This window comes from Bifidobacterium miconisargentati (genome assembly GCF_019331675.1).
In the GTDB taxonomy this organism is placed as follows: domain Bacteria; phylum Actinomycetota; class Actinomycetes; order Actinomycetales; family Bifidobacteriaceae; genus Bifidobacterium; species Bifidobacterium miconisargentati.
In genome coordinates, this window is the sequence record NZ_JAHBBJ010000012.1 from 55,958 (window position 1) to 77,388 (window position 21,431).

19 protein-coding genes and 1 tRNA gene are annotated in these 21,431 nt (G+C 65.2%); 5 read left to right on the forward strand and 15 right to left on the reverse strand.

Annotation, left to right across the window (positions count from 1 at the left end; translation table 11 throughout):
* Positions 1-223: 223 nt before the first annotated feature.
* The 4 genes from def to KIH81_RS08345 form a co-directional block, all read right to left on the reverse strand.
* Entirely contained in the window at positions 224-703 is a 480-nt protein-coding gene (gene def / locus KIH81_RS08330; RefSeq protein WP_214304934.1) for a peptide deformylase, read from the reverse strand.
* 4 nt (positions 704-707) lie between these two features.
* Positions 708-2,795, reverse strand: coding sequence for an AMP-dependent synthetase/ligase (locus tag KIH81_RS08335; RefSeq protein ID WP_214304935.1), 2,088 nt, complete (start codon positions 2,793-2,795; stop codon positions 708-710).
* Positions 2,796-2,919: 124 nt separating this feature from the next.
* Entirely contained in the window at positions 2,920-3,411 is a 492-nt protein-coding gene (locus tag KIH81_RS08340; RefSeq protein WP_236029450.1) for a hypothetical protein, read from the reverse strand.
* A 163-nt stretch (positions 3,412-3,574) separates the two neighbouring features.
* A complete protein-coding gene (locus tag KIH81_RS08345; RefSeq protein WP_214304936.1) occupies positions 3,575-4,699 on the reverse strand; it encodes a GuaB3 family IMP dehydrogenase-related protein in 1,125 nt (374 codons plus the stop codon).
* A gap of 127 nt (positions 4,700-4,826) precedes the next feature.
* Here KIH81_RS08345 and KIH81_RS08350 point away from each other — a divergent pair, with 127 nt between their 5' ends.
* Together KIH81_RS08350 and KIH81_RS08355 are read left to right on the forward strand one after the other, a co-directional pair.
* Positions 4,827-6,047: an NADP-dependent isocitrate dehydrogenase gene (locus KIH81_RS08350; RefSeq protein ID WP_214304937.1), complete on the forward strand. Its 1,221-nt coding sequence runs from the start codon at positions 4,827-4,829 to the stop codon at positions 6,045-6,047.
* 261 nt (positions 6,048-6,308) lie between these two features.
* Positions 6,309-8,039 carry a substrate-binding domain-containing protein gene (locus KIH81_RS08355; RefSeq protein ID WP_214304938.1) on the forward strand — a complete coding sequence of 577 codons (1,731 nt, stop codon included), beginning with the start codon at positions 6,309-6,311 and terminating at the stop codon, positions 8,037-8,039.
* Between the two features lie 6 nt (positions 8,040-8,045).
* Here KIH81_RS08355 and KIH81_RS08360 read toward each other — a convergent pair whose 3' ends face one another.
* Entirely contained in the window at positions 8,046-8,669 is a 624-nt protein-coding gene (locus tag KIH81_RS08360) for a M23 family metallopeptidase (RefSeq protein ID WP_214304939.1), read from the reverse strand.
* A gap of 287 nt (positions 8,670-8,956) precedes the next feature.
* Between KIH81_RS08360 and KIH81_RS08365 the strand changes: the two genes are divergently transcribed.
* On the forward strand, positions 8,957-9,781 hold the full coding sequence (locus KIH81_RS08365) for a hypothetical protein (RefSeq protein ID WP_214304940.1): 825 nt from the start codon (positions 8,957-8,959) through the stop codon (positions 9,779-9,781).
* A 38-nt stretch (positions 9,782-9,819) separates the two neighbouring features.
* Here the strand turns inward: KIH81_RS08365 and KIH81_RS08370 are convergent.
* The 7 genes from KIH81_RS08370 to holA all read right to left on the reverse strand — a co-directional run bounded on the left by KIH81_RS08370 (position 9,820) and on the right by holA (position 15,151).
* Positions 9,820-9,895, reverse strand: a tRNA-Asn gene (locus KIH81_RS08370).
* 148 nt (positions 9,896-10,043) lie between these two features.
* The gene (locus KIH81_RS08375; protein WP_214304941.1) at positions 10,044-10,904 is read right to left on the reverse strand and encodes a deoxyribonuclease IV; all 861 of its coding nucleotides are present in this window, start codon (positions 10,902-10,904) and stop codon (positions 10,044-10,046) included.
* Positions 10,905-11,021: 117 nt separating this feature from the next.
* Positions 11,022-12,065, reverse strand: coding sequence for a tRNA (adenosine(37)-N6)-threonylcarbamoyltransferase complex transferase subunit TsaD (gene tsaD / locus KIH81_RS08380; protein WP_214304942.1), 1,044 nt, complete (start codon positions 12,063-12,065; stop codon positions 11,022-11,024).
* Positions 12,062-12,694, reverse strand: coding sequence for a ribosomal protein S18-alanine N-acetyltransferase (gene rimI, locus KIH81_RS08385; protein WP_214304943.1), 633 nt, complete (start codon positions 12,692-12,694; stop codon positions 12,062-12,064). Before rimI ends, tsaD begins: the two co-directional genes overlap by 4 nt.
* Complete coding sequence (gene tsaB, locus KIH81_RS08390; RefSeq protein WP_217624902.1) at positions 12,694-13,506, reverse strand: tRNA (adenosine(37)-N6)-threonylcarbamoyltransferase complex dimerization subunit type 1 TsaB; 813 nt, start codon at positions 13,504-13,506, stop codon at positions 12,694-12,696. Before tsaB ends, rimI begins: the two co-directional genes overlap by 1 nt.
* Positions 13,507-13,579: 73 nt before the next feature.
* Positions 13,580-14,143: a tRNA (adenosine(37)-N6)-threonylcarbamoyltransferase complex ATPase subunit type 1 TsaE gene (gene tsaE / locus KIH81_RS08395; protein ID WP_214304944.1), complete on the reverse strand. Its 564-nt coding sequence runs from the start codon at positions 14,141-14,143 to the stop codon at positions 13,580-13,582.
* Positions 14,144-14,179: 36 nt separating this feature from the next.
* The gene (holA, locus tag KIH81_RS08400; RefSeq protein ID WP_214304945.1) at positions 14,180-15,151 is read right to left on the reverse strand and encodes a DNA polymerase III subunit delta; all 972 of its coding nucleotides are present in this window, start codon (positions 15,149-15,151) and stop codon (positions 14,180-14,182) included.
* Between the two features lie 153 nt (positions 15,152-15,304).
* On the opposite strand from holA, the gene KIH81_RS08405 reads away from it, so the two are divergent.
* Positions 15,305-16,168 carry a D-hexose-6-phosphate mutarotase gene (locus KIH81_RS08405; RefSeq protein WP_214304946.1) on the forward strand — a complete coding sequence of 288 codons (864 nt, stop codon included), beginning with the start codon at positions 15,305-15,307 and terminating at the stop codon, positions 16,166-16,168.
* Between the two features lie 84 nt (positions 16,169-16,252).
* Here the strand turns inward: KIH81_RS08405 and KIH81_RS08410 are convergent, their stop codons facing one another.
* Complete coding sequence (locus tag KIH81_RS08410) at positions 16,253-17,611, reverse strand: metal-dependent hydrolase family protein (RefSeq protein ID WP_214304947.1); 1,359 nt, start codon at positions 17,609-17,611, stop codon at positions 16,253-16,255.
* Positions 17,612-17,775: 164 nt separating this feature from the next.
* Between KIH81_RS08410 and KIH81_RS08415 the strand changes: the two genes are divergently transcribed.
* Positions 17,776-18,306 (forward strand): peroxiredoxin, encoded by a 531-nt coding sequence (locus tag KIH81_RS08415; RefSeq protein ID WP_214304948.1) that lies wholly within the window; start codon positions 17,776-17,778, stop codon positions 18,304-18,306.
* A gap of 39 nt (positions 18,307-18,345) precedes the next feature.
* On the opposite strand, the gene KIH81_RS08420 is transcribed toward KIH81_RS08415, so the two are convergent.
* Both KIH81_RS08420 and KIH81_RS12110 read right to left on the reverse strand, forming a co-directional pair.
* Positions 18,346-20,322 carry a ComEC/Rec2 family competence protein gene (locus tag KIH81_RS08420; protein WP_214304949.1) on the reverse strand — a complete coding sequence of 659 codons (1,977 nt, stop codon included), beginning with the start codon at positions 20,320-20,322 and terminating at the stop codon, positions 18,346-18,348.
* Entirely contained in the window at positions 20,322-21,281 is a 960-nt protein-coding gene (locus KIH81_RS12110; protein WP_236029454.1) for a ComEA family DNA-binding protein, read from the reverse strand. Before KIH81_RS12110 ends, KIH81_RS08420 begins: the two co-directional genes overlap by 1 nt.
* Positions 21,282-21,431: the final 150 nt, after the last annotated feature.

Below are 21,431 nucleotides of genomic sequence, written 5' to 3' on the forward strand. Positions count from 1 at the left end.
ACGCCAGCGACTGCGTCCGTTGCCGGGTGGCACACAAGTTTTCAGAATAACAGAAGGCCGGTACTATTGCGGCTTCCCGCAACGTACCGGCCTTCCGACTCATGCCGTGACTCACTTACCACGATTGGCAATAGCGGACCGCCTTCGGCGGGCCCGATATCACCTTCGTTCGGCTATCGCCTCACTCAGGCGTCGCCTACGGACAGTCCACCGGACTGTCCGCCTAACGGCTCCGCATATACCTCAGCGCCGCGCGACGCTCCTCCTTTTCGAGGCGATCGAGGTAGACGTGGCCGTCCAAGTGGTCGCATTCGTGCTGGAGCATGCGGCCCATGAGGCCGTGGCCCTCCAGTACCACCTCCTTGCCGTCCAGGTCGATGCCGCACACGCGGGCGTAGTCCGCGCGGCGGGTCTTGTACCACAGGCCGGGCACGGACAGGCAGCCCTCGTCGCCGTACTGCTCGCCGGAGGTCTCCTCGATGACCGGGTTGAGGATGTAGCCGATCTTGCCGTCGATGTTGTAGGAGAACGCCCTGAGGCTCACGCCGATCTGGTTGGCGGACAGGCCGGCGCGACCGGGATCGTCCACGGTCTCCAGCAGGTCGTCGACCAGGCGGCGCACGGCCGGGGTGATTTCCTTGATCTCGTCGCAGGGGGTGCGCAGCACCGGATCGGGCACGACCCTGATCTCACGGATGGCCACTGATTTACTCCTCGTTCTTCTCGTCGCGGCTCTGGCCGTTCTCACCGTTCTCGTCGGCTGCGGAGGCGTTTTCGCCACCATCCTCGCCGTCCTCGGCCTCGGCCTTGGCCTTCTTGATTTTCACCGATACGCTAGCAAGCGAATCCGACACGCTGGTGCGCATCTGTTCGGAGGCCTGCTTCATTTGCTCCGACGCCTGCTTGACCTGCACGGAGGCCTTCTTGACGGTTTCCGAGGTGCTGTCGATGATCTTGGCGGTGGCCGGCAGCGGCTTGTTGGAGGGCTTGGGGGCGTACAGTTCGTCCTCGATGACCGAGGCGTAGCGCTGCAGCACCTTGGGACGCACCACCTTCATGCTCGGGGTGAGCGTGCCGTTGGCCTGGTTGAACTCCTCGTCCAGGATCTCGAACTTGCGCACGGATTCGGCGCGGGACACGTTTGCGTTGGCCTGGTCCACGTACTGCTGGATGAAGGCGCGCACCGCGTCGTTCTCCTTGGCCTCGCCCAGGGTCATATCCGCGTCCAGACCCTGGCCCTCGAGCCAGGAGCGCAGCATCTCCGGGTCGAGCTCGATGAGCGCGGAGACGAACGGCTTGCCGTCGCCCACCACCACGGCGTGCGCCACGATGGGGCAGGTGTCGATGATGTCCTCCATCGGCGCCGGGCTGATGTTCTTGCCGCCGGCGGTGATGATGATGTCCTTCTTGCGGCCGGTGATGAACGTGAAGCCCTTGTCGTCGATGCGGCCCAGGTCGCCGGTCTTGATCCAGCCGTCGGAGGTCATGGCCTGGGCGGTCAGTTCGGGCTGCTTGTAGTAGCCGAGGAACACGTTCGGGCCGGTGAGTTCGATCTCGTCGTCCTCGCCGAGACGCACGCCCATGCCGGGGCCGGGCTTGCCGACCGAACCGACCTCGTTGTCGTCCTCCCAGTTGACGAGCATCGGGGCGGCGGTCTCGGTCATGCCATAGCCCTGGATGAAGGTGATGTCGTCCATGCCGTTGAAGAAGTGGGCCAGATCCACGTTGAGGGGCGCGCCGCCGCAGGCCAGCCACCTCAGGTTCGGGCCCAGGGCGGAGCGGATGGACTTGCCCACCGTGGCCATGTAGAACGAATGCTTCATGCGCTCGATCGGCGAGTGGCCCTTGCCGTCCTGCTCGTCCTTGCTCCACTTGACGAAGTGCTTGACGGACTGGGCGAAGATGTAGCCCTGGATGCCGGCGCCGGCCTTCTGGGAGGCGGCGTTGTAGACCTTCTCGAACACGCGCGGCACGCCCAGCAGATAGGTGGGCTTGAAGCTGCGGATATCCGCCAGCAGGTGCTTGGCGTTGGGGATGTACCCCACCACGCCGCAGCCGCCGATGGCCACGTACTGGATGTAGCGGGCGAAGCAGTGGGCCAACGGCAGGAACAGCAGCAGGCGGTTGTCCCGGTAGAGCATGCCGTTGAGGATCTCGTAGCCGTTGAGCACGATGTGCGTGTAGTTGCGGTTGGAGAGCATGGCGCCCTTGGGCTTGCCGGTGGAGCCGGAGGTGTACACCACGGTGAGCAGGTCGTCCGCCTTGATGCGGGCGATGGCCTGGTCGAGCGCCTCGTCGCTCACGCCGGTGCCGAAGTCGGCCACGCCGTCGAGACCATCGGCCTTGAAGTTGAAGACGTACTTCATGCCCGGGTGGTTCACGCGGATCTGCTCCAGCGTCTGCGCGCGCTGGGAATCGCCGGCGAAGGCGATGACGGGGTTGACCTCCTCCACGATGGCGGCGGTCTGCTTGGCCGAGTCTGTCTCGTAGACGGGCACCACCACGGCACCGATGGCCGCGCAGGCGAAGTCCGCCAGACCCCACTCATAGCAGGTGGGCGAATAGATGAGGACCATCGTGCCGGCCTTGACGCCGAGACCCATGAGGCCCTTGGCGATCTCGCGCACGCGGGCGAGCATTTCGGAGGCGGTGGCGCTGTGCCATTGGTGGGTTTCGTCATCCTGCCATTCGGCGATGGTGTCGTCCGGAGTGCGGGCGGCACGCTTGACCAGCAGCGAGAAGACGGTGTCCTCGTCGGCGGTCACATACCTGGGTGCTTCAACATGTTCACGCATGCTTTACACTATAAGACCCACCGCGCCGAGAGTCGGGCACGGCGGGCCGAATCGGACGGACTTCGGCTTTGGGCCGAGCCGTCATCGTCTATCGGACATCTATCGGACATCCGTGGGGAATGTGTCAGCCGAGATCGGCGTACTGGCACATCCATCGGCTTCCGATGAATCTGAAGCGAAGCGTCACCCTGACGTCTTCCTGGCCGATGGTCATGAACACCGCCATCTCCAGCGTCTCCTGGCTGACGATCACGCCGTCGATCAGCGTGGGAACCGTGGGCAGATAGCAGAACTTGGCCTTGTCCGACGGATGGGTGAGCATGTGCGTGTCCAGCAGGTACTGCATGGTGCGCAGCCGTTCGAGACAGGGCTGGGTCATGGCCCGGTGCAGCCGGTCCACGCTGAGCTTGCCGCGGACGGCGTCCGCCGACGTGCAGGCGATCCGGCATGCGGCCAGGGCCATGGTGTGGCATTCATCGGCGTTCATGCCGCCGATGAAGGTGGGCTGGATGTGGTATCTGACCGGTCTGTCGGACAGCTCCACGACGATGAACCCGTTGAAACCCGGCAACGGATCGTACCTGCGCCCATGGGTAAAGAAGAAATAGTGATCCATGGTGGTTATCCCCTTCTGATAGGTTGCATGGCCCCATCCCCCAATGCGCGGGCCATACCCCCTAACAACAACACGAAAGGCGCGCCAAGTCAAACGACCCAGCGCGCCTCGAATCGGCGTCATTCCTTGGAAATCAAGGGTTAGCGCTCACATACGGCAGCCCTTAGCGTGCGGAATAGGGGTTGACCACCATGCCGCAACGCTGGAAGTTCTTCACGTCCACGTATCCGGTGGAGGCCATGGCACGCTTGAGCGCGCCGATGAAGTTGGTCTTGCCGTCCGCCTGGTGGCTCGGCCCGAACAGGATCTGCTCCAGGGAGCCGACCGTGCCCACGGTGGTGCGGAAGCCGCGCGGCAGGGTCTGGTGACGGGCCTCGGCGCCCCAGTGGGTGCCCTTGCCCAGAGCCTCGGTGGCGCGGGCCAGCGGCGCGCCGAGCATCACGGCGTCGGCGCCCAGGGCCAGGGCCTTGACGAAGCTGCCGGAGTCGCCCATGCCGCCGTCGGCGATGACCTGCACGTAGCGGCCGCCGGACTCGTCCATGTAGTCTCGGCGGGCCTCGGCCACGTCCGCGATGGCGGTGGCCATGGGGGCCTGCACGCCGATGGTCTGGCGGGTGGCGGAGACCGCGCCGCCGCCGAAGCCCACGAGCACGCCGGCGGCGCCGGTGCGCATGAGATGCAGTGCCGCGGTGTAGTTGGTGGCGCCGCCCACGATGACCGGCACGTCGAGGTCGTAGATGAACTTCTTGAGGTTGAGTGGGGTGTGGCCCGCCGAGACATGCTCGGCGGAGACCACGGTGCCGCGGATCACGAACAGGTCCACGCCCGCATCCACCACGGTGGAGTAGAACTGCTGGGTGCGCTGCGGGGAGAGCGCGCCGGCCACGGTGACACCGGCGGAGCGAATCTCGTGCAGGCGCTGCGTGATGAGCTCGGGCTTGACCGGCTCGGCGTAGATCTGCTGGATGCGTGCGGTGGCCTCGTCGGCGGGCAGGCCGGCGATCTCCTCCAGCAGCGGGGTCGGATCCTCGTAGCGGGTCCACAGACCCTCCAGGTCGAGCACGCCGAGCGCGCCCATCTTGCCCATGGCGATGGCGGTGGCCGGGCTGGTCACCGAATCCATGGGGGCGCCGAGCACCGGCACGTCGAACTCGTAGGCGTCGATCTGCCAGGACGTGGAGACGTCCTCGGGATCGCGCGTGCGACGGGACGGAACGATGGCCACATCGTCAAGCGCATAGCCGAGACGGCCCTTTTTACCCAAACCGATTTCAATTTCCTGAGACATGGCTTCAAGACTATTGCCGGGGACGGACTCGGGGCAAGGCATGTCCATATTCTCGTCACGCACGGCCCGGCGTTACAAACATGAGATATGAATTGAACCATCTTCACACCATCTACAGGGAGGGAACATGGCCAAAATCAAGGTCGAAGGCACCGTTGTCGAACTCGACGGCGACGAGATGACCCGCGTGATCTGGAAGGACATCAAGGACCGTCTGATTCTGCCGTATCTCGACGTGAACCTTGACTACTACGATCTGGGCATCCAGCACCGCGACGAGACCGACGACCAGGTGACCATCGACGCCGCCCACGCCATCCAGAAGCATCACGTGGGCGTCAAGTGCGCCACCATCACCCCCGACGAGGCCCGAGTCAAGGAATTCGGCCTGAAGAAGATGTGGAAGTCCCCCAACGGCACGATCCGCAACATCCTGGGCGGCACCATCTTCCGCGAGCCCATCGTGATGAGCAACGTGCCGCGTCTGGTGCCGGGCTGGACCAAGCCGATCGTGGTGGCCCGCCACGCCTTCGGCGACCAGTACAAGGCCACGGACTTCAAGGTTCCGGGCGCCGGCCAGCTGACCGTGACCTTCACGCCGGACGATGGCTCCGAGCCGATCCAGCATGTGGTCTACAACTACGGCCCGGACGGCGGCGTGGCCCAGGTGCAGTACAACGTGAACGATTCGATCCGCGGTTTCGCGCGCGCCTGCTTCAACTACGGCCTCATGCGCCACTACCCGGTGTACCTGTCCACCAAGAACACCATCCTCAAGGCCTACGACGGCCAGTTCAAGGACATCTTCGCCGAGGTCTTCGAAACCGAGTACAAGGACCGCTTCGAGGCCGAGGGCCTCACCTACGAGCACCGCCTTATCGACGATATGGTGGCCAGCTCCCTCAAGTGGCACGGCGGCTACATCTGGGCCTGCAAGAACTACGACGGCGACGTGCAGTCCGATTCCGTGGCGCAGGGCTTCGGCTCGCTGGGCCTCATGACCTCCGTGCTCATGACCCCGGACGGCCAGACCGTGGAGGCCGAGGCGGCGCACGGCACCGTGACCCGCCACTACCGCCGCTGGCTCAAGGGCGAGAAGACCTCCACCAACCCGATCGCCTCCATCTTCGCGTGGACCGGCGGCCTGAAGCACCGCGCCGATCTGGACGGCACCCCCGAGGTGCGCCACTTCGCCGAGACGCTGGAGAAGGTCATCGTGGACACCGTGGAGGGCGGCCAGATGACCAAGGATCTGGCCATGCTGATCGGCCCGGACGAGCCGTGGCTCGACACCGAGGGATTCATGAACGCGCTGGACGAGAACCTCCAGAAGGCCCTGGCCGACTGATTCCACCCCGCGTTCCCACCCTGATCGTTTCCTCAGTCCCCATGGCTCCCCTTGTCAGGGGAGCTGGCCGCGAAGCGGACTGAGGGGTAGTCTGCGGCGGTTCCCGGCCGACTTCATTTCGCAATCCCACCCTGATCGTTCCCGGATATGTGACGATTTCCCGTCATGTGTCCGGGACTTTTCATATACCGGCGACTAGTATCGTTATTCAGTCCGTTTCCGACATCCGTTTTCAGGATCCCAAGGAGGTTCCGTACGCCTATGGTGTCCGCACGCCGTCCAGCCACCGTCCTCACCGCCTTCGCCGCCGCCTGCGCGATGGCGCTTTCGTTGGCCTCCTGCGCCTCGGACTCCGACCGGACCGACACCGACGGCGACACCACGATCACCAGCACCTCCCTTGGGGCGGTGGCCCTGTTCACCCCGTCCGACGGCATCACGCTCAGCCAGCAGACGCCGCTGAACAAGTGGGCCAAGCTCACGCCCGACATCACCGACGCGCTGATCGACGCCGGATTCAAGAAGGGGGACATCTCCCACACCACCTCCGATTCGCTCGACAAGCAGAGCCGCGCGATCCAGGACTACGTGGTCGACCATCTGTCCAGCAAGGGCGAGACGAGCGATTCGGGCATCACCATCACCCCCGAGAACACGACGCTGCTGGTCGCCCCGGTGGTGGAAGCCGACGCCTCCACACGCCAGTACGGCGATTACGTGAGCCAGGAGCTCAGCACCAGCGGCGATGAGGTGACCACCGAAGGCTCCGCCGACGCAGAAACCGACACGGGGGCCTCCGCCGGCACGAACGATTCATCCACCTCATCCGGTTCGTCCAGTTCGTCCGGTTCGGACAAGTCATCGTCGAAGGGTGACACCTCCGCCGATTCGTCCGATGGCGGTACCGATGGCACCAATACCGTCAAAGCCACGGAGGACGACGCGCAGGCCGAGGCCGTGGACCGTCTGGTCTCCTCGCTGAAGCTGGCCAAGGAGTCCGGCATGCATGTGGTGCTGCTGGGCAACAGCATCGAGGGATACCGGCCGGACGCCTTCGCGAAATTCTCGGACGCACAGGCCATCGGCCGTCTGCAGGCGGAGAAGATCGTCGCCAAGCTGCAGCTCACCAAGGCCAGCAAGGACAACCCCAAGTACATCGAGGTGCTGCTGCCGTACACCCCGGCGGACGCCAAGGGCACGGCGGGCGACTCCACGTTCGCACGCGAGGCGTTCCGTGGCATCTGGCAGGTGCTCGGCGCGTATTACCAGAAGGGCGTGGTGAAATCGCCTTCGGGTACGCTGGACGCCAAGACCACCGAGAACGACTGGCAGCTCGTGGCATATGACGCCTCCAAGGAGGGGTCCAGCGCCAAAGCGCTCTCCGCACGCCTGGCCACGGACGACGGGGCCGACTCCCCCACGCGCATCGACGCCGTCCTCGCGCTTAACGACTACGTGGCCTCCGAAGTGGTCACCGAACTGGACGATCTCGGATACACCGGTTCAGCCGCGGACATCAACCCGCAGATCACCATCTCCGGCATCGTGGGCAACATCACCGGCAAGAAGGATCTGAGCCGTCAGGCCGTGCCGGATCCGATCAAGTCCCCGGAGAACGACGACGCCAACACGTCGGACAGCTCCGGCAGCGGCAAGGACTCCACCGCCACGGACAAGGCCAAGGACGCGCAGTGGCCGCTGGTGACCGGATATGGCGCATATGTGTCGAACATCCCGTCCGTGGTCAACGGCAAGCAGTGGATGACCGGCATGGAAAACCGCAAGGCGCTCGCCTCGGACATCGCCGAGGCCTGCACGAGGCTCAACAAGGGCCAGGAACTGGAATCCATGGTTTCCGTGCGCAACACCCAGGTGGGCGGCGTCAAGAAGGTGCCGACCATCAACGAGCCGCTTCTGGCCGTCAGCGCCAGCAACCTCAAGGCCACGCTCATCGACCCCGGCTACATCACCCTCGCCGACGCCGGCCTGTGATTCCCGCTATCCCACCGGTTTCAACGCGATTCTTTTGTTTCCGGTGACGTGTTCCGGGTCCATGTAATCCGCGGCGCCGCGTTTGAGACCCCAATGCAGGCATCGGTCCCCGCAATGGTCCGACTCGCCTTCGACCGTGCCGATGACCTGCCCGCGCGCCACCTTCGAGCCGACCGCGAAGTGGGTGCCTGCCGGTTCGAAGGTGGAGATCACGCCGTTGGAGTGCCGCACGCTGACCACGTCCTTGCCGGCTACCTTGCCGGCGAAGCTCACCGTCCCGGCTTTCGGCGCGAGTATGGCCGTGCCCGTTTCGGCCGCAAGGTCGACCCCGCGATGCCCTGGCGACCAGGCGTTCAACGGACGTTCGAACTCTTGTTCGATGACCACCGTCTCGACGGGCCAGCCATAGGGAGCCTCGCATTGCGAGATCTCGGCGCCGGGATTCACCGACATCTCTCCGGCGTTCGCGTCCACGATCCCGATTCCCAATGCCAAGACCAATCCGGCGACTGATGCGCACGCGATCGCGAGATCGACGTGCCGCCGTCTGCGTTCGTCCCGCAGTCGTTCCCATTCGCGCCGTTTCGCCGCCCGAATCGCCTCGTCGCGCCGCCAATCGTACATGTTCATGTCAAAGCCCCTTCCCCATTGATGGAAGACCACTGCAATCCGGAGCGGCCCGTTCGTGCCTCCCCGTGCCGGCATCGGTACCGGCAGATTCCACCCTGGGGCATGGCCGATAGCGTCGTCCAGTCGAAACGGGGTATGTGGTTCGAGCTTGCAGAGTTATCCACATCAGCAGAGCCGGTTCCATAAACGCTGCTTGGCGGTCATTTTCGGCCGCCTACCCTGACTGCATGGCATAATGAGGACTGGCATCGGCACGAATCGCCGCAACGACGCAAGAGGGGAAGCCAGTGAAGGTCTGCGAAGTGCCGCTCAGTGTGAATCCGTTCAGCCAGGGCAACATCGAGCCGATGATCATGATCGGCGTCGGCGCGGGCGGGGTGATGGCCACGCTGGCCCTGGCGCTCAGGTTCTTCCGAAAGCCCGGCATGTGGCGTGCGCATCCCCAATCGGCGGCATGGTATGCGGCCATCGCGGCGATCCAGACGTTCATCGCGACAGCCGTCGGCATGACCATGGGTTCATGGCACCGTGGTGTGTCCCCACATACATTGGAGCGGGCTTGCGGCATATCGGATCTGCACGTGAACGGCGGCATGACCTTCGCCTGGCTCGAAGACCCCGGGTACCCGTATCTGGGAGGAGAATCCCGCTATGGCCCGATATGGTTCACGAATGGAGGGAAAGCCGTCGCCGGAGGCATCACGCTGCAGGGCGATACGGCGACCCTGTATCAGGGCGATTACGACAGCAACATCACGGTGAACGTGCATGATGCCGGCGAAACGGTGTTCCTGCATCTCTTTTTCATGGCCCTGATCATGTTCCTGATGCTGTTCGTGGCATTTACGGTCGTAATGGCCAGAAAGCCCATCGAGGATGAGCCCACCATGGCGTTCGTCACGTGGCTCTGCGTCTTCATCATCGTCCTCATGACCGGCATCAGCATCCCGGTGGTCGACGCCCGCTGGATCGTCCCCATCACACTGGCGCTGCTGCTCGAGGATATCGCGGCGTTCGCCGGACCGTTCCTGTTGGCCGGATGGCTGAGGAAGAGACGCAAATCCCAGCCGAGTCCTGATGCTCCTGCGCGTCGGACGGATGAGCACGCTTGAAAAACAGCGAAGCCCCTTGGTATCCAAGGGGCTTCGTATGGCTCCTGCGACTGGGCTTGAACCAGTGACCGTCCGATTAACAGTCGGATGCTCTGCCAACTGAGCTACGCAGGAATAATTATTGCGCCCAAGATTTCTCTCGCGCACAAGTCATGTATATTACACGTCTCCTGCGGAAATGCAAATCACGCTCGCTCAAAGCATGTCGTGCACGGAATTACGCGGGATCGGCCCTTTTTTCAATGTACCCGCGGATTCGCCATTAGTCTTTCCGCAGCGAGCGCAGCAGCGCGATCTCCTCGCGGTGCGTGGCGGGCGTCTGTTCCTTGGTTTCCAGGATCATCGGCAGCTTGGACAGCACCGGGTCGTTGACCAGCCGGGTGAAGAACGGCATGCCGAGCTGGCCGTCGCCGATGTTGGCGTGACGGTCCTTGTGCGAGTTCAGACCGAACTGCGAGTCGTTGACGTGGATGGCCTTGACGTTGGCGAGGCCGATGACGCGGTCGAGTTCGTCCATCACGCCGTCGTAGTCGCCGGTCAGGTCGTAGCCACCGTCCAGCAGGTGGCAGGTGTCGATGGTCACGCCGATGCGTGCGACCTGTTCCACGCCGTCCATGATGGTGGCGAGTTCTTCGAAGGTGCGTCCGCATTCGGTGCCTTTGCCGGCCATGGTTTCCAGCAGCACCATGATGTCGGTGCCGTCGGTGGAGTCGAACACCCGGTTGAGTCCGTCGGCGATCAGTCGCAGGCCGGTTTCGGCGCCTTGCCCCACGTGGGAGCCGGGGTGGATGTTGAGGTAGACCTCCTGACCGGCCTCTTTGATCGGGGCGAGCAGTCGGATGTCCTCGGCGAGCGCCCGGATGGCGAATTCGCGTTTGTCCGGGTCCTTGGCGGCGAAGTTGTAGACGTAGGGCGCGTGGACGACGAGCGGACCGTATCCTTCCGTCACCAGTCGTTCGCCGAATCCGGCCGCGCCCGTGGGCGTGAGCGACTTGGAGACGCTGCCGTACGGCGAGCGCGGGAAGAACGCGAAGGTGGTGCCGTCTTCGTCGTGCGAACGTTTGAGCAGCGCGTTCCATCCGCCCGAGGCGGACAGGTGCGATCCGATGAACAGTCCGGTCATGGGAGTCTCTCCTTGTGATGTTCCTGCTGCGTTCCGGCCATGATACCGTCACGTCCCGCGTGTGGCCCGACCGCTGCGATCTCTCCGCGGGGCGAGCGGATGGGTAGAGGCCCACCGCTACATGCTGACCTTGGTCAGGGGCATGGCCGAGTCGATGGCGAAGTCGGGTGCGCTGGGGGCCACGCCGGCCTCCACGAGGTTGACGCCGAGCATGGCCACCATGGCGCCGTTGTCCGTGCAGAGTTTGATCTGCGGGATGCGCACTTCCACGCCGTGCTTGTCGCCGTATTCGAGGAGTTTGGCCCTCAGCTGCGAGTTGGCGGAGAAGCCGCCGCCCACGATGAGCGTGTTGGAATCGTATTGCTCGCAGCCGCGCATGGCCTTGCGGGCGAGCACGGTGGCCACGGAGTCGGCCAAGGACGCGCATACGTCGTCCACGGGGATTTCGTGTCCGGCGGCCTGTTCGCTTTCCACCCAGCGGGCCACGGCGGTCTTGACGCCGGAGAAGCTGAAGTCGTAGGGGTGCGCGGCACCGGCCTTGCCTTGAGTCAGGCCCTGGGGCACGCGGATGGCGTGCGGGTCTCCGTGCTGGGCGTGACGGTCGATGTGCGGGCCGCCCGGGTAGGGGAAGCCGAGCAGGCGGGCCACCTTGTCGAAGCATTCGCCGGCGGCGTCGTCCAGCGTGGTGCCGACCACGTCGATCTTGCGGGGCATGTCCTCCACGTGCAGCAGGGAGGTGTGGCCGCCGGAGACGATGAGGGCCAGCGTGTCCGGCGGGAAGGCGCCGAACTGCAGCTGGGTGACCGCGATGTGTCCGATCACGTGGTTGATGCCGTACAGGGGTTTGCCGGACGCCCATGCGAGGGCCTTGGCTCCGGAGACGCCCACGGCGAGGCAGCCGGCGAGACCGGGGCCGGCGGACACGGCGATGGCGTCGATGTCGGCGAGCGTCATGTTCGCGTCGGCAAGCGCCTTGGAGACGCAGGGCACGAATGCTTCGGCGTGCGCGCGCGAGGCGATTTCGGGGATGACGCCGCCGTATCGCGCGTGTTCCTCCATGGAGGAGGCCACCACGTTGGACAGCAGTTCGCGGCCGCGCACGATGGCCGCCGCGGTCTCGTCGCAGGTGGATTCGATGCCCAGTACGATCGGTTCGCTCATGATTGCCGCTCCTGTTCCTTGTCTTGCCGCGTTTCGTCTGCCGTAGTCGTGGTTTGCGATGATGCCGGGGCCTGCGTTTCCGGGGCCGTTTCCTTCGTCCGGCCTGCCTCGTCCGCCATCTGCGCCGCGCTTTGGAAGCCGACCACGCGCGGCTGGAGGTCCAACGCCATCACGTAGGCGTCGATGCCTTCGGGCTGGTAGTAGCGTTTGCGCAGGCCGATGCGTTCGAAGCCGAAGCCGCGGTAGAGGGCGATGGCCGGTTCGTTGACCACGCTGACCTCCAGCAGCATGCGTTGCGCGCCTTGTGCCGTGGCGCGTGCGATGAGTTCGCTCATCAGCGTGCGGGCGATGCCTTGTCTCTGGTAGTCGCGGCCCACACCCACGTCCATGATCTCCGCGTCCTCGCCGTCGTACCAGTAGCCGGCGAATCCACGGACGGCGTCGTTCGCATCGTCAGTGTCACCGGTACCGTCATCGTCGATGTCGAACACGTACGTGCGTCCCGGCATGGTCAGTTCCTGGCGTACGGACGCCTCGCTCCAGGCGTGGTTGCCGAAAAGTTCGACCTCCAGCGCGCGCATGGCGGCGACGGCCCGTTCGTGGTCCAGTTCGTTCAGGTCGATGATCATCAGGCCGTACGCTCCGCGCCCTCGTGGCCGAGCACGTGCTTGAGCGGGGCCGGAATCTCGGCGTCCGGACGGCGCAGGTAGAGCGGTTCGACCGGGGCGTCCGGGTCGTGTTCGGCGTTGAGTGCCGCTTCGGTGGCGAAGATGCCGAGTCCCTGCGCGCCCTGGTCGAGGACGGAGGAGTCGGTGATGTCGCCGATCGATTCGATGCCGTCCAGCACGGCCGCGTACTTTTCGGCACCGTGGCCGATCACGTCCACCACCACGTCGCCCTCGACGGTCTGACGGTATGTGCGCACGGCTTCGTTGACGCGCTCGACGATGGAGGCCGGGTAGTCGATGTCCATGGCGATGAGCGGCTTGGCGATGTCCTGTCCGTCGGTGCCGGCGCCTTCGACCGGGCTCGGGCACAGTTCGAAGTACAGCTGCTTGCGGCGCGCGTCGTTGACGGCGAGCGTGAGCACGTGGAAGGTGCTGGTATCACCGAGCGTGCCGGCCTTGCCGCGGCGGATGAGGTTCCATTGCGCCTGCGGTTCGAGCACGTTCTGGCCGAGCAGCTTCGCGCCGGTGGCGAAGGCCAGCGCCTTGGCGGCCACGATGCCGGCGCGCAGGCCGGTGAACGGTGCCGGGCCCACGCCCACCACGATCTCGTCCAGGTCGGAGGGCTTGAGGCCGGCGTCCGCCACCACACGGGCGATGTTGCCTTGCAGTTTCTCCACATGGGTGCGCGAATCGGTCTCCACGATGGGCTCATGCCCTGCCACGCCGACCGTGGAACCGAATGAGGTGTCAATCACCAGCGTATGCGTCACCATGCAATCCTCCTGCGTCACATCGGCCACCGGCCGCGAAAAAGCCTTTAAGAGTCTACAACCAGTCCTCTAGGAATCAGAGCGCGAACGACGCCCAACGCGGCCCGACCGGCACGAAGGTCACGGTGCGCTCGCCGTCGCCGGTCAGTTCACCGCCCTCATCCGTCACCGCGGCGGCGTCCAACGGGCGGGCGATGTGAATCTCCAACCGTTCCGGCGCCAACGCGGTGGCCATCTGCTCGCCCCACTCCATGAGCACCACGGTGTGCTCGCCGGGATCCTCCAGCTCCTCGTCCAAGCCCAGCGACTCCAGTTCGTCCAGGAGCCGACCGACCGCGTCCTGTCCGGGCGCGTAGGAGGAGCCGCCGAGACGGTAGGCGTCCACGTGCACCAGGTGCGCGGGGGTGCCGTCCGCGAATCGTCCGTCGAGCTCACGGGCGATGGTGAAGGTGGGCGACACGATGGGTTCGATGATGGCCAGGCCCGCGCCGAATCCCTGCGCGAACGTGGTCTTGCCCGCGCCCAGCGGCCCGGACAGGAGCAGTACGTCACCGCCATGCACCCGTTGCGCCACGCGCCGGCCCAGTTCCTGCATATCCTCGCCGGTCGGCACCGCCACCGTGATGTTCTCCACACTCATGTTCACAACCTTTCCGTTAATTAATCCCCGACCCCGCTACCGGCCCTTGCGGGCGATGTCCTCGATGCACCGTTCCAGCGCGTACATGGGGTCGCCGCCGTTCGTCTTGCTCTGCTCGTCCGCCCAGGCGAGCATGCGGATGCAGTGCGCGAGCCCCGGCGAGGTCCATCCGCCGAGCTGGCGCATCGCGTTCTTCAGCACCCACGGGTTCGTCTTGGCCTCGGCCTGCGAGATGGTGCCGGCCTTCACCGCGGACGCCTTGGCGATGGTCCTGAGCTTCATGGCGAGCGCGCCGATCAACGCTATCGGGTCGGTGCCCTGTTCCACGGCCGAGCGCATCATCACGATGGCCTCGGCGGTGCGCCCCTCCACGGCCTTGTCCGCCACGGCGAAACCGGTGACCTGCGGGTTGGCGGTCAGGTACTGGTTCACACGGTCCAGGCCGATGGGGTTGTCGTCGAAGTCGAAACACAATTGTTCGCACATGGCGGCCAGTTCGCCGGTCTTGCCGCCAAGCACGGAGACGAGCTGCTGGGCGGCCATCGGCTCCACGCGCCGGCCGCGTTTCTCGAACTGGGCGATGGTGAAGTTGAGTTGCGCGTCCGGCTTCTTCAAGTCCGGCACGTCCTCCTTGCGGGCACCCGCCTTGACGAGTTGGTCGAGCACGCGCTTGCCCTTCGCGCCGCCTTCATGCTGACAGATCACCACGCTGGAGTTCGCCGGGTCCTTGGCGGCCTCCTTGGTGTAGGCCACAACTGATTCGGCGAGTTTCTCGTCCGCGTTCTGGAGGTTGAGGATCTTGACCACGGCCACGTCGGAAAGGAGCGATGGGCTTACGGCCTCGTCGAAGGCGTACCTGTCGGCGCCGGTGGCGTCCAGTTCGATGAGTTCGGCATCCGGACGGGCCTTGAGCGCCTCGACGCACAGTTCCTTGACGCGCTCGCCGTTGAGGTACGAGTCTCCCCCGGGCACCACCGTCACCGGTGCCTTCGCTGCTGATTTGGCCATGCGTCCATCTCCCCACACAGCTTGGACAAGCGTTGGCGGCCGGCGCATTCGGCGGCCCCAACGTCTCGGCGCATCGATATGCGGGATTCCCGTGCCGTCTGCGCGCATAATAGGTGGTGACGCACTCGCCAATTCCGGCAGTTTGGAGGAATCATGAGCACATCATTCACCGTTCGCAGCCTCGCCGACGAGGGCGGCTCCGCCACGGTCAGCGACCATGGCGCGCACGTGCTGCGCTGGGCGCCGCAGGGCCAGCCGGACGTGGTCTGGCAGCCGCGCGCCATCACGTTCAGGGAGGATGCCGCGATCCGCGGCGGCGTGCCGGTCATCTTCCCCTGGTTCAACCAGGGCTATGAGGACGGCCATATGGCCGACAAGAAGCCGAAGCACGGGTTCGCCCGCGTCTCGGCATGGCAGGTGGACGCCGACTCGCTGTCCGCCGACCATATCCGCTACACGCTGGACTCTTCGGCCATCGACGCCGCGACGCTTGCCCAGTTCGTCGGCAACCCGAATCCCCGCTTCCACGCAGCTTACGAGGTGACGGCCGGCGAGACGCTGAAGATGGCCCTGACCGTCACCAACACGGGTGACGAACCGTTCTCCTATGAGGCCGCGCTGCACACGTATTTCCACGTGGGCGACGTGACGCGCTCGCAGGTGATCGGACTGGACGGCGCGCGCTATCTGGACGCCACGCAACCCGGTTTCCCGGAGTGCGGGCAGGCCGGCCCGGTCGCGTTCGACGGCTCGATGGTGGACCGCATCTATCTGGCGAACGGTCCGCTAGAGGTGCACGACGAGGCATTGGATCGTACGATCGCCATCGAGGCGGAAGGTTCAACCGCCACCGTGGTGTGGAATCCGGGTGAGACCGCCGGCAACGCGATCGGCGACCTCGCCACCGGCGAATGGCGTGAGTTCGTGTGCGTGGAGGCGGCGGCCAACCGCGAGCGCATGATCACGCTCGAGGCCGGCCAGTCGCATACGCTGGCGCAGTCCGTCGCGGTGCGCTGAGCATCGGTTCAGGTCTTTCCGAACCTGTGGTTATATGGGGGGTGTGTTTCCATCGGTGGAAGCACACCCCCATTATTCATGTCGTCAGTCGTATGCCTCGTCGAGCAGGGCGTCGATGTCGGGGAAATGCCGCGGGCTCGGCCGCCAGACCGGATGGCCCGCGGCGACCACCCACACCGGATGGTCCAGTGCATGCAGATCCTTCAGCGGATTGTCCCCGAGCACCAGCAGGTCGGCGGACTTGCCCGGCTCCAGCGCACCGGTCACGCCGTCGACGCCCAGTATGCACGCGTTCGTCTGCGTGGCGGCGTGAATCGCCTCGGCGGGCGTGAATCCGGCGAAACGCACCAGAAGCTCCAGTTCGCGCCATGTGGCGTACTGCGGCACGAACGTCATGCCCGTGTCCGTGCCCACGCCGACCACAAGCCCGGCCTCGTGCGCCTGCCGGGCGCCCGTGACCATGCCCTCCACCACGGTTCTGGAGTTCTCCAGTTGGATGTCCGTGATGCCGGTCCTGTCCTGCCCGATCAGCGTCAGCGGCAGTCCGGCGGACAGTGTCGGCACCAGTGCGGAGTGGCCGCGCAATGCGTTCGGATTGTGGCGGAACAGCGCGATCAGCTCATCGTTCAATACGCTGCCGTGTTCGATGGTGTCCACGCCGGCGGCGAGCGCGCGGCGTACGCCTTCGGGGCTTTGCGCGTGCGCGGCCACGATGATGCCGTGCGTGTGCGCCTCGTCGCAGATGGCCCGCATCTGGTCCACGCTCATCTGCGGGCTACCGGCTTCGCCGACTTTCTGCGCGTCGGTCACGCCTCCGGTGGCCGCGATCTTCAACACGTCCACGCCGCGCGCGATGTTCTCGGCGGCGGTCTTTCTGGCCTCCTCGGGCGTCGAGCTGGTCAATGCGATCAACGGCGCGCCATGACCTTCGGGGATCGCCAGCAGCGGACCGGAGGCCAGGATGCGCGGTCCCGGCGTCTCCCCCGCCTTGATGCGGTCGCGCAGGGACGCCACCTCATAGCCCACGTCGCCGAGCGTACGGATCGTGGTGACGCCGGATTCCAGTAGCGTTTCGGCATTGGCCTTGACCGTCGTATCCAGGTACGGCCTGCCGAGCGGCGAATGCACGAATCGGGAGACCATGCGCTGGCCCTGTGGCGTGGCCAGGCGCGGGTCGAGCGGCTTGCCTTGGGCGAACAGGTGCGTGTGCAGGTTGATCAGGCCCGGCATCACGGTTTTGCCGGTGCCGTCCAGGTAATGGTATTCCTCGGGGATGCTGGTCTCGATGCTGGGTGCCACCTGTTCGATGCGACCGTTCGCACCCACCAGGATGGTCATGTTGTTGCGCACGGTGCCGGCCCCGTCCCCCGTGACGACGCGCACGTGGGCCAGCGCGAACGGTTCGACGAGTGGATTGTACGGGAACTTACGTGAGAACTTCATGACCTGCTCCTTTGTCCGGCCGACTGTCACGTTCCACTGTAGCGTCCGACGCGCGGGACTCGGCGACGTGACGCCCGCGCCTCGCGCACCTCGTTTCCCCTACCACCTCATCGTCACGTACGCCGATGGTCTCCGGACCGATGGCCTCGGGCAGAGGAAGTACGATGGGCGGTATGAGCGATACCGAATCCGCGAACGTCAACGAAACCGAACCGCCCGCCCGCCTTGAGCCGGGACAGGCCGCACCGGACTTCACCCTGCCTGCCGTTGAGCCGGACGGCACGGAGGGGACGGTCACGTTGTCCGAACTGACGGCCGCCGGGCAGAAAGTGATCCTGTACTTCTATCCGGCGGCGATGACGCCCGGCTGCACCACCGAGGCCTGCGACTTCCGCGATAACATGGCCCGCCTGGGCTCGCTCGGCTACACGGTGCTCGGCGTCTCCAAGGATTCGCTGGCCAAACTGCAGCGTTTCCGCGAGCGCGACGGCCTGTCCTTCCCGCTGCTGTCCAACCCGGATCTGGCCGTGCACAAACTGTATGCGGCATACGGCGAGAAGAAGCTGTACGGCAAGACGCATGTGGGCGTGCTGCGCTCCACGTTCGCCATCGGCGCGGACGGGACCATCGAACTCGCCCGCTACAACGTGCGCGCCAAGGGGCATGTGGAATCGCTGCTGAAGAAGCTGGGCTGACGCCTCCGTTCGTCGCGGAGAACCGGAACACCCAGTCCCCTAGTCTTTGGCGGGATGAAGAAGCCGGAGGGTCTCCTGCCACCAGAGGGTCATGCGCACGCGGCGTGCGGAGCCGAACCGTTCGCCGGGCACGCCGTCCATGTCCGGATCCAAGACGGTCCTTGCATCAGCGGCCGTTCTCATGCCTATGGCCCGCGTGAGCCGGTGGCGGACGAAGCGCATCGTCATCGCGGCGAGCGCGGCAAGACCGAATTCCACCAGCAGCATCAGCAGGGCTCCCATCACGCCATCCGGCCAAGGCACCGCGGTCCACTCGCCACCGCCGAGCCGCATCGCCACCCGTTCCATGACCAGCGTGCCGAGCGAGGCGATCCACGCGAGCATGCCCGCCAGCCATGGCACGCACCATGCGCAGGCCAACGCCATGAGCCCGGTGACGGTGGCGAAGCCCACGAACGGCGAGACCAGCAGGTTCGCCGGCACGGACAACAGCGGGAGTTCCGGTTCCATCAGTATCTGGATCGGCAACGTGAACGCCTGCGCGCCCACGGTCATCGCCGTCATCTGTGCGATGGGCTCCGGCAGCAGCTTGGCGAGGATCCCGCCCAGAACGCCGGCGAACAGCACGATGCCGAGCACCGCGGCCGAGGAGAGCGCGAACCCGTAGCTTTGCGACATATCAGGGTCGAGGACGAGCACGCCGATCACCGTCCAGCTCAGGGCGCTCAATGATTGCGTTCGCCGTCCGATGCCGTATGCGGCGGCACCCAGCAATCCCATGACGAGGGCACGGGTGACCGAATCGCCGGGGAACATGAGCAGGGCGAGCAGCACGTATGCGAACGCCATCAGGGACGCACTGAGCTTCCGGCCGACGAGGAACCGTATGCACAGCCGGCGCACCATGTCGGCGAGCAGCACGAAATGCCCGCCCGAGACGGCCATGAGATGCATGATGCCGGAACGTCGGAACCGGTCCTCCAAGGTGGAGGCGTAGGTTTCGTTGACGGCCGCCGCACGATGTTCCGTCCCCGTTTCCCCGGTCGTCGCGCCGTCGGTCGAATCCGTCATCACGTTCACGTAATCCTGCCCGAGCACGCCCATGGTGAGTCCGGGGACCAGCACACGCCCTTGGTCGGACAGACGTTCGGTGACGTGGAAGAACGACCGCTGCATGTGTTCCACCGCCGCGCGATGCCAGGGCGGCCCTTTGACCCGGATGACCGGTTCCTCGCCTTCGATCAGCAGCCAGAGCGGCATGCGACCGTATTCGGCCTGCTCAAGGGTGCCGGTCAGATGGTAGACCGCTCCCCTGTTGAGTTTCGCGCAATGCCGTTCCTCGGCGTAGACGCGAACCCTCGCATTGGATTTGAGCATCGTGTCCGGGAGCCAGGCAGCATCGCCGGTCCGGGTGCCAACGTTCGCGGCCGTCGCTGTCCCGTTCCGCGCGGAAGGCACGTCCGTGGCGAGATTCCCGGCGATGATGCCGTCCAGCCGCGCGTCCGCCTGACAGTCGTATTCCCGTTGGTCGGAGGCCACCACGGGCGCGGTGACGGTGGCGCTCACCTGCGTGGTCCGGCCATGAGTCCGCGCCCATATCGAAGCCGGGTCACGCCAGGCCATGATGTCCGAAGCCGTCGCGGTGATGCCGCCGATGCACGCCACCGCAAGGCATACGGCCACCGTGCCCGACCATCGGATTCTCGAGCGGAGCGCGACGCCCAACATCGCCAGCAGCAGCACGGCGATGGTCACCGACATGGAACGCATCGTCGCGCCTGCGACGGCAGCTCCCGTATTCCCGAGCGACGGCGTCATACCCGCATTGCGAACCGCTTCGCCACTGCCATTGACGAATGCACCGACCCCACCGACCATGCCAGATGTCATGGATTCGGCCGCCGCGCTCCACCGGTCAAAGAGAAGATGGGCGGTAAGGCTGGTAGCCCACATGGTCAGGGCCACCGGCAGCAGACGCCAATCACGACTGCCCTGTTCGCGCAGCATCCAATCCATCAGCCCACCTTCACCTGGTCGCGGATCTTTTCCAATGTTTTGGATCCGATACCCTTCACATCAAGCAACTGGTCCACAGACACGAACCGTCCGATGACCTTGCGATGTTCGATGATGCGTTCGGCGGTGACCGGCCCGATGCCGTTGATGGTCTGCAATTGTTCTGAGGTGGCGGTGTTGAGATCGATGCGGCCATCATCCGGTTCGGGTGTAGTGGCTGCATCCGCGTTTTGTTCCGATTCCGCTAATTCGGAATCATTCGGATGTGCCGATACGCCGTTTGCGACATCATCGCCGCCATCATTTTCATTGTCCGACGTATCCCCCTGTGTTTTTCCTTGCCTGTCTGAGGATGGCGCGGCAGCCTCCCCGTCGTCGTTGTCGGAGGTCAGTGCGGTGCCGCCGCCGGACAACGCCGTGAGATTCATCGACTGCTGCACCAGCATCGTCAGGCTCACGCCGAGCGCGGCGATAAGCAGCAGAATCACCACCAGGGCCTGATTGACGGTGAAGACAAGACGTGGCTTGTCGCGTTTGCGCCGTGATGTTTCGCCCGCGGCGTCGGACGGGCGTACGCCGATCAGTTCGGAAAGCGGCTTCTTCGCGCCCTGGGCGCCGGAAGGTGCCGGCAACGCCCGGATGCGCGCATGCCCGGGCGGCGGAGGCGGCGCACCAACACTGGTGTCACGCCATCGTTGCGGGGACGATGACCGTTTCTTCGCCAGCACCACGTGCGAGGGAGCGGCATGACGGTCCCATTCGGGCACGATGGCGGGCCGTGTGCGCAGCACCCGTTCGGAAACAACGCGGCTGTCGGCGCGTAACGGCCCGTGGAGATCGCGCAGACGATTGCCGGCGGACCGTGCGTGGCCGGGGCCGGAATCGGAGCCACGGGCAGGCCCGACAACCGTCCCGGCCCCGGTGCTGGAAACATGCTTGGAAATACGAGAAACGCCCATGAATCCACGCTGGAGGATTCATGGGCGTTTGTCCAGCCGGAACGGGGTATGTGGTTCCAGCTTGGCGAGTGGCGGAAATCAACGGCTACGAAACCACAGTTCCGCGACTCCCCTCAGTCGGCTCCGCCGACAGCTCCCCTCAGCGAGGGG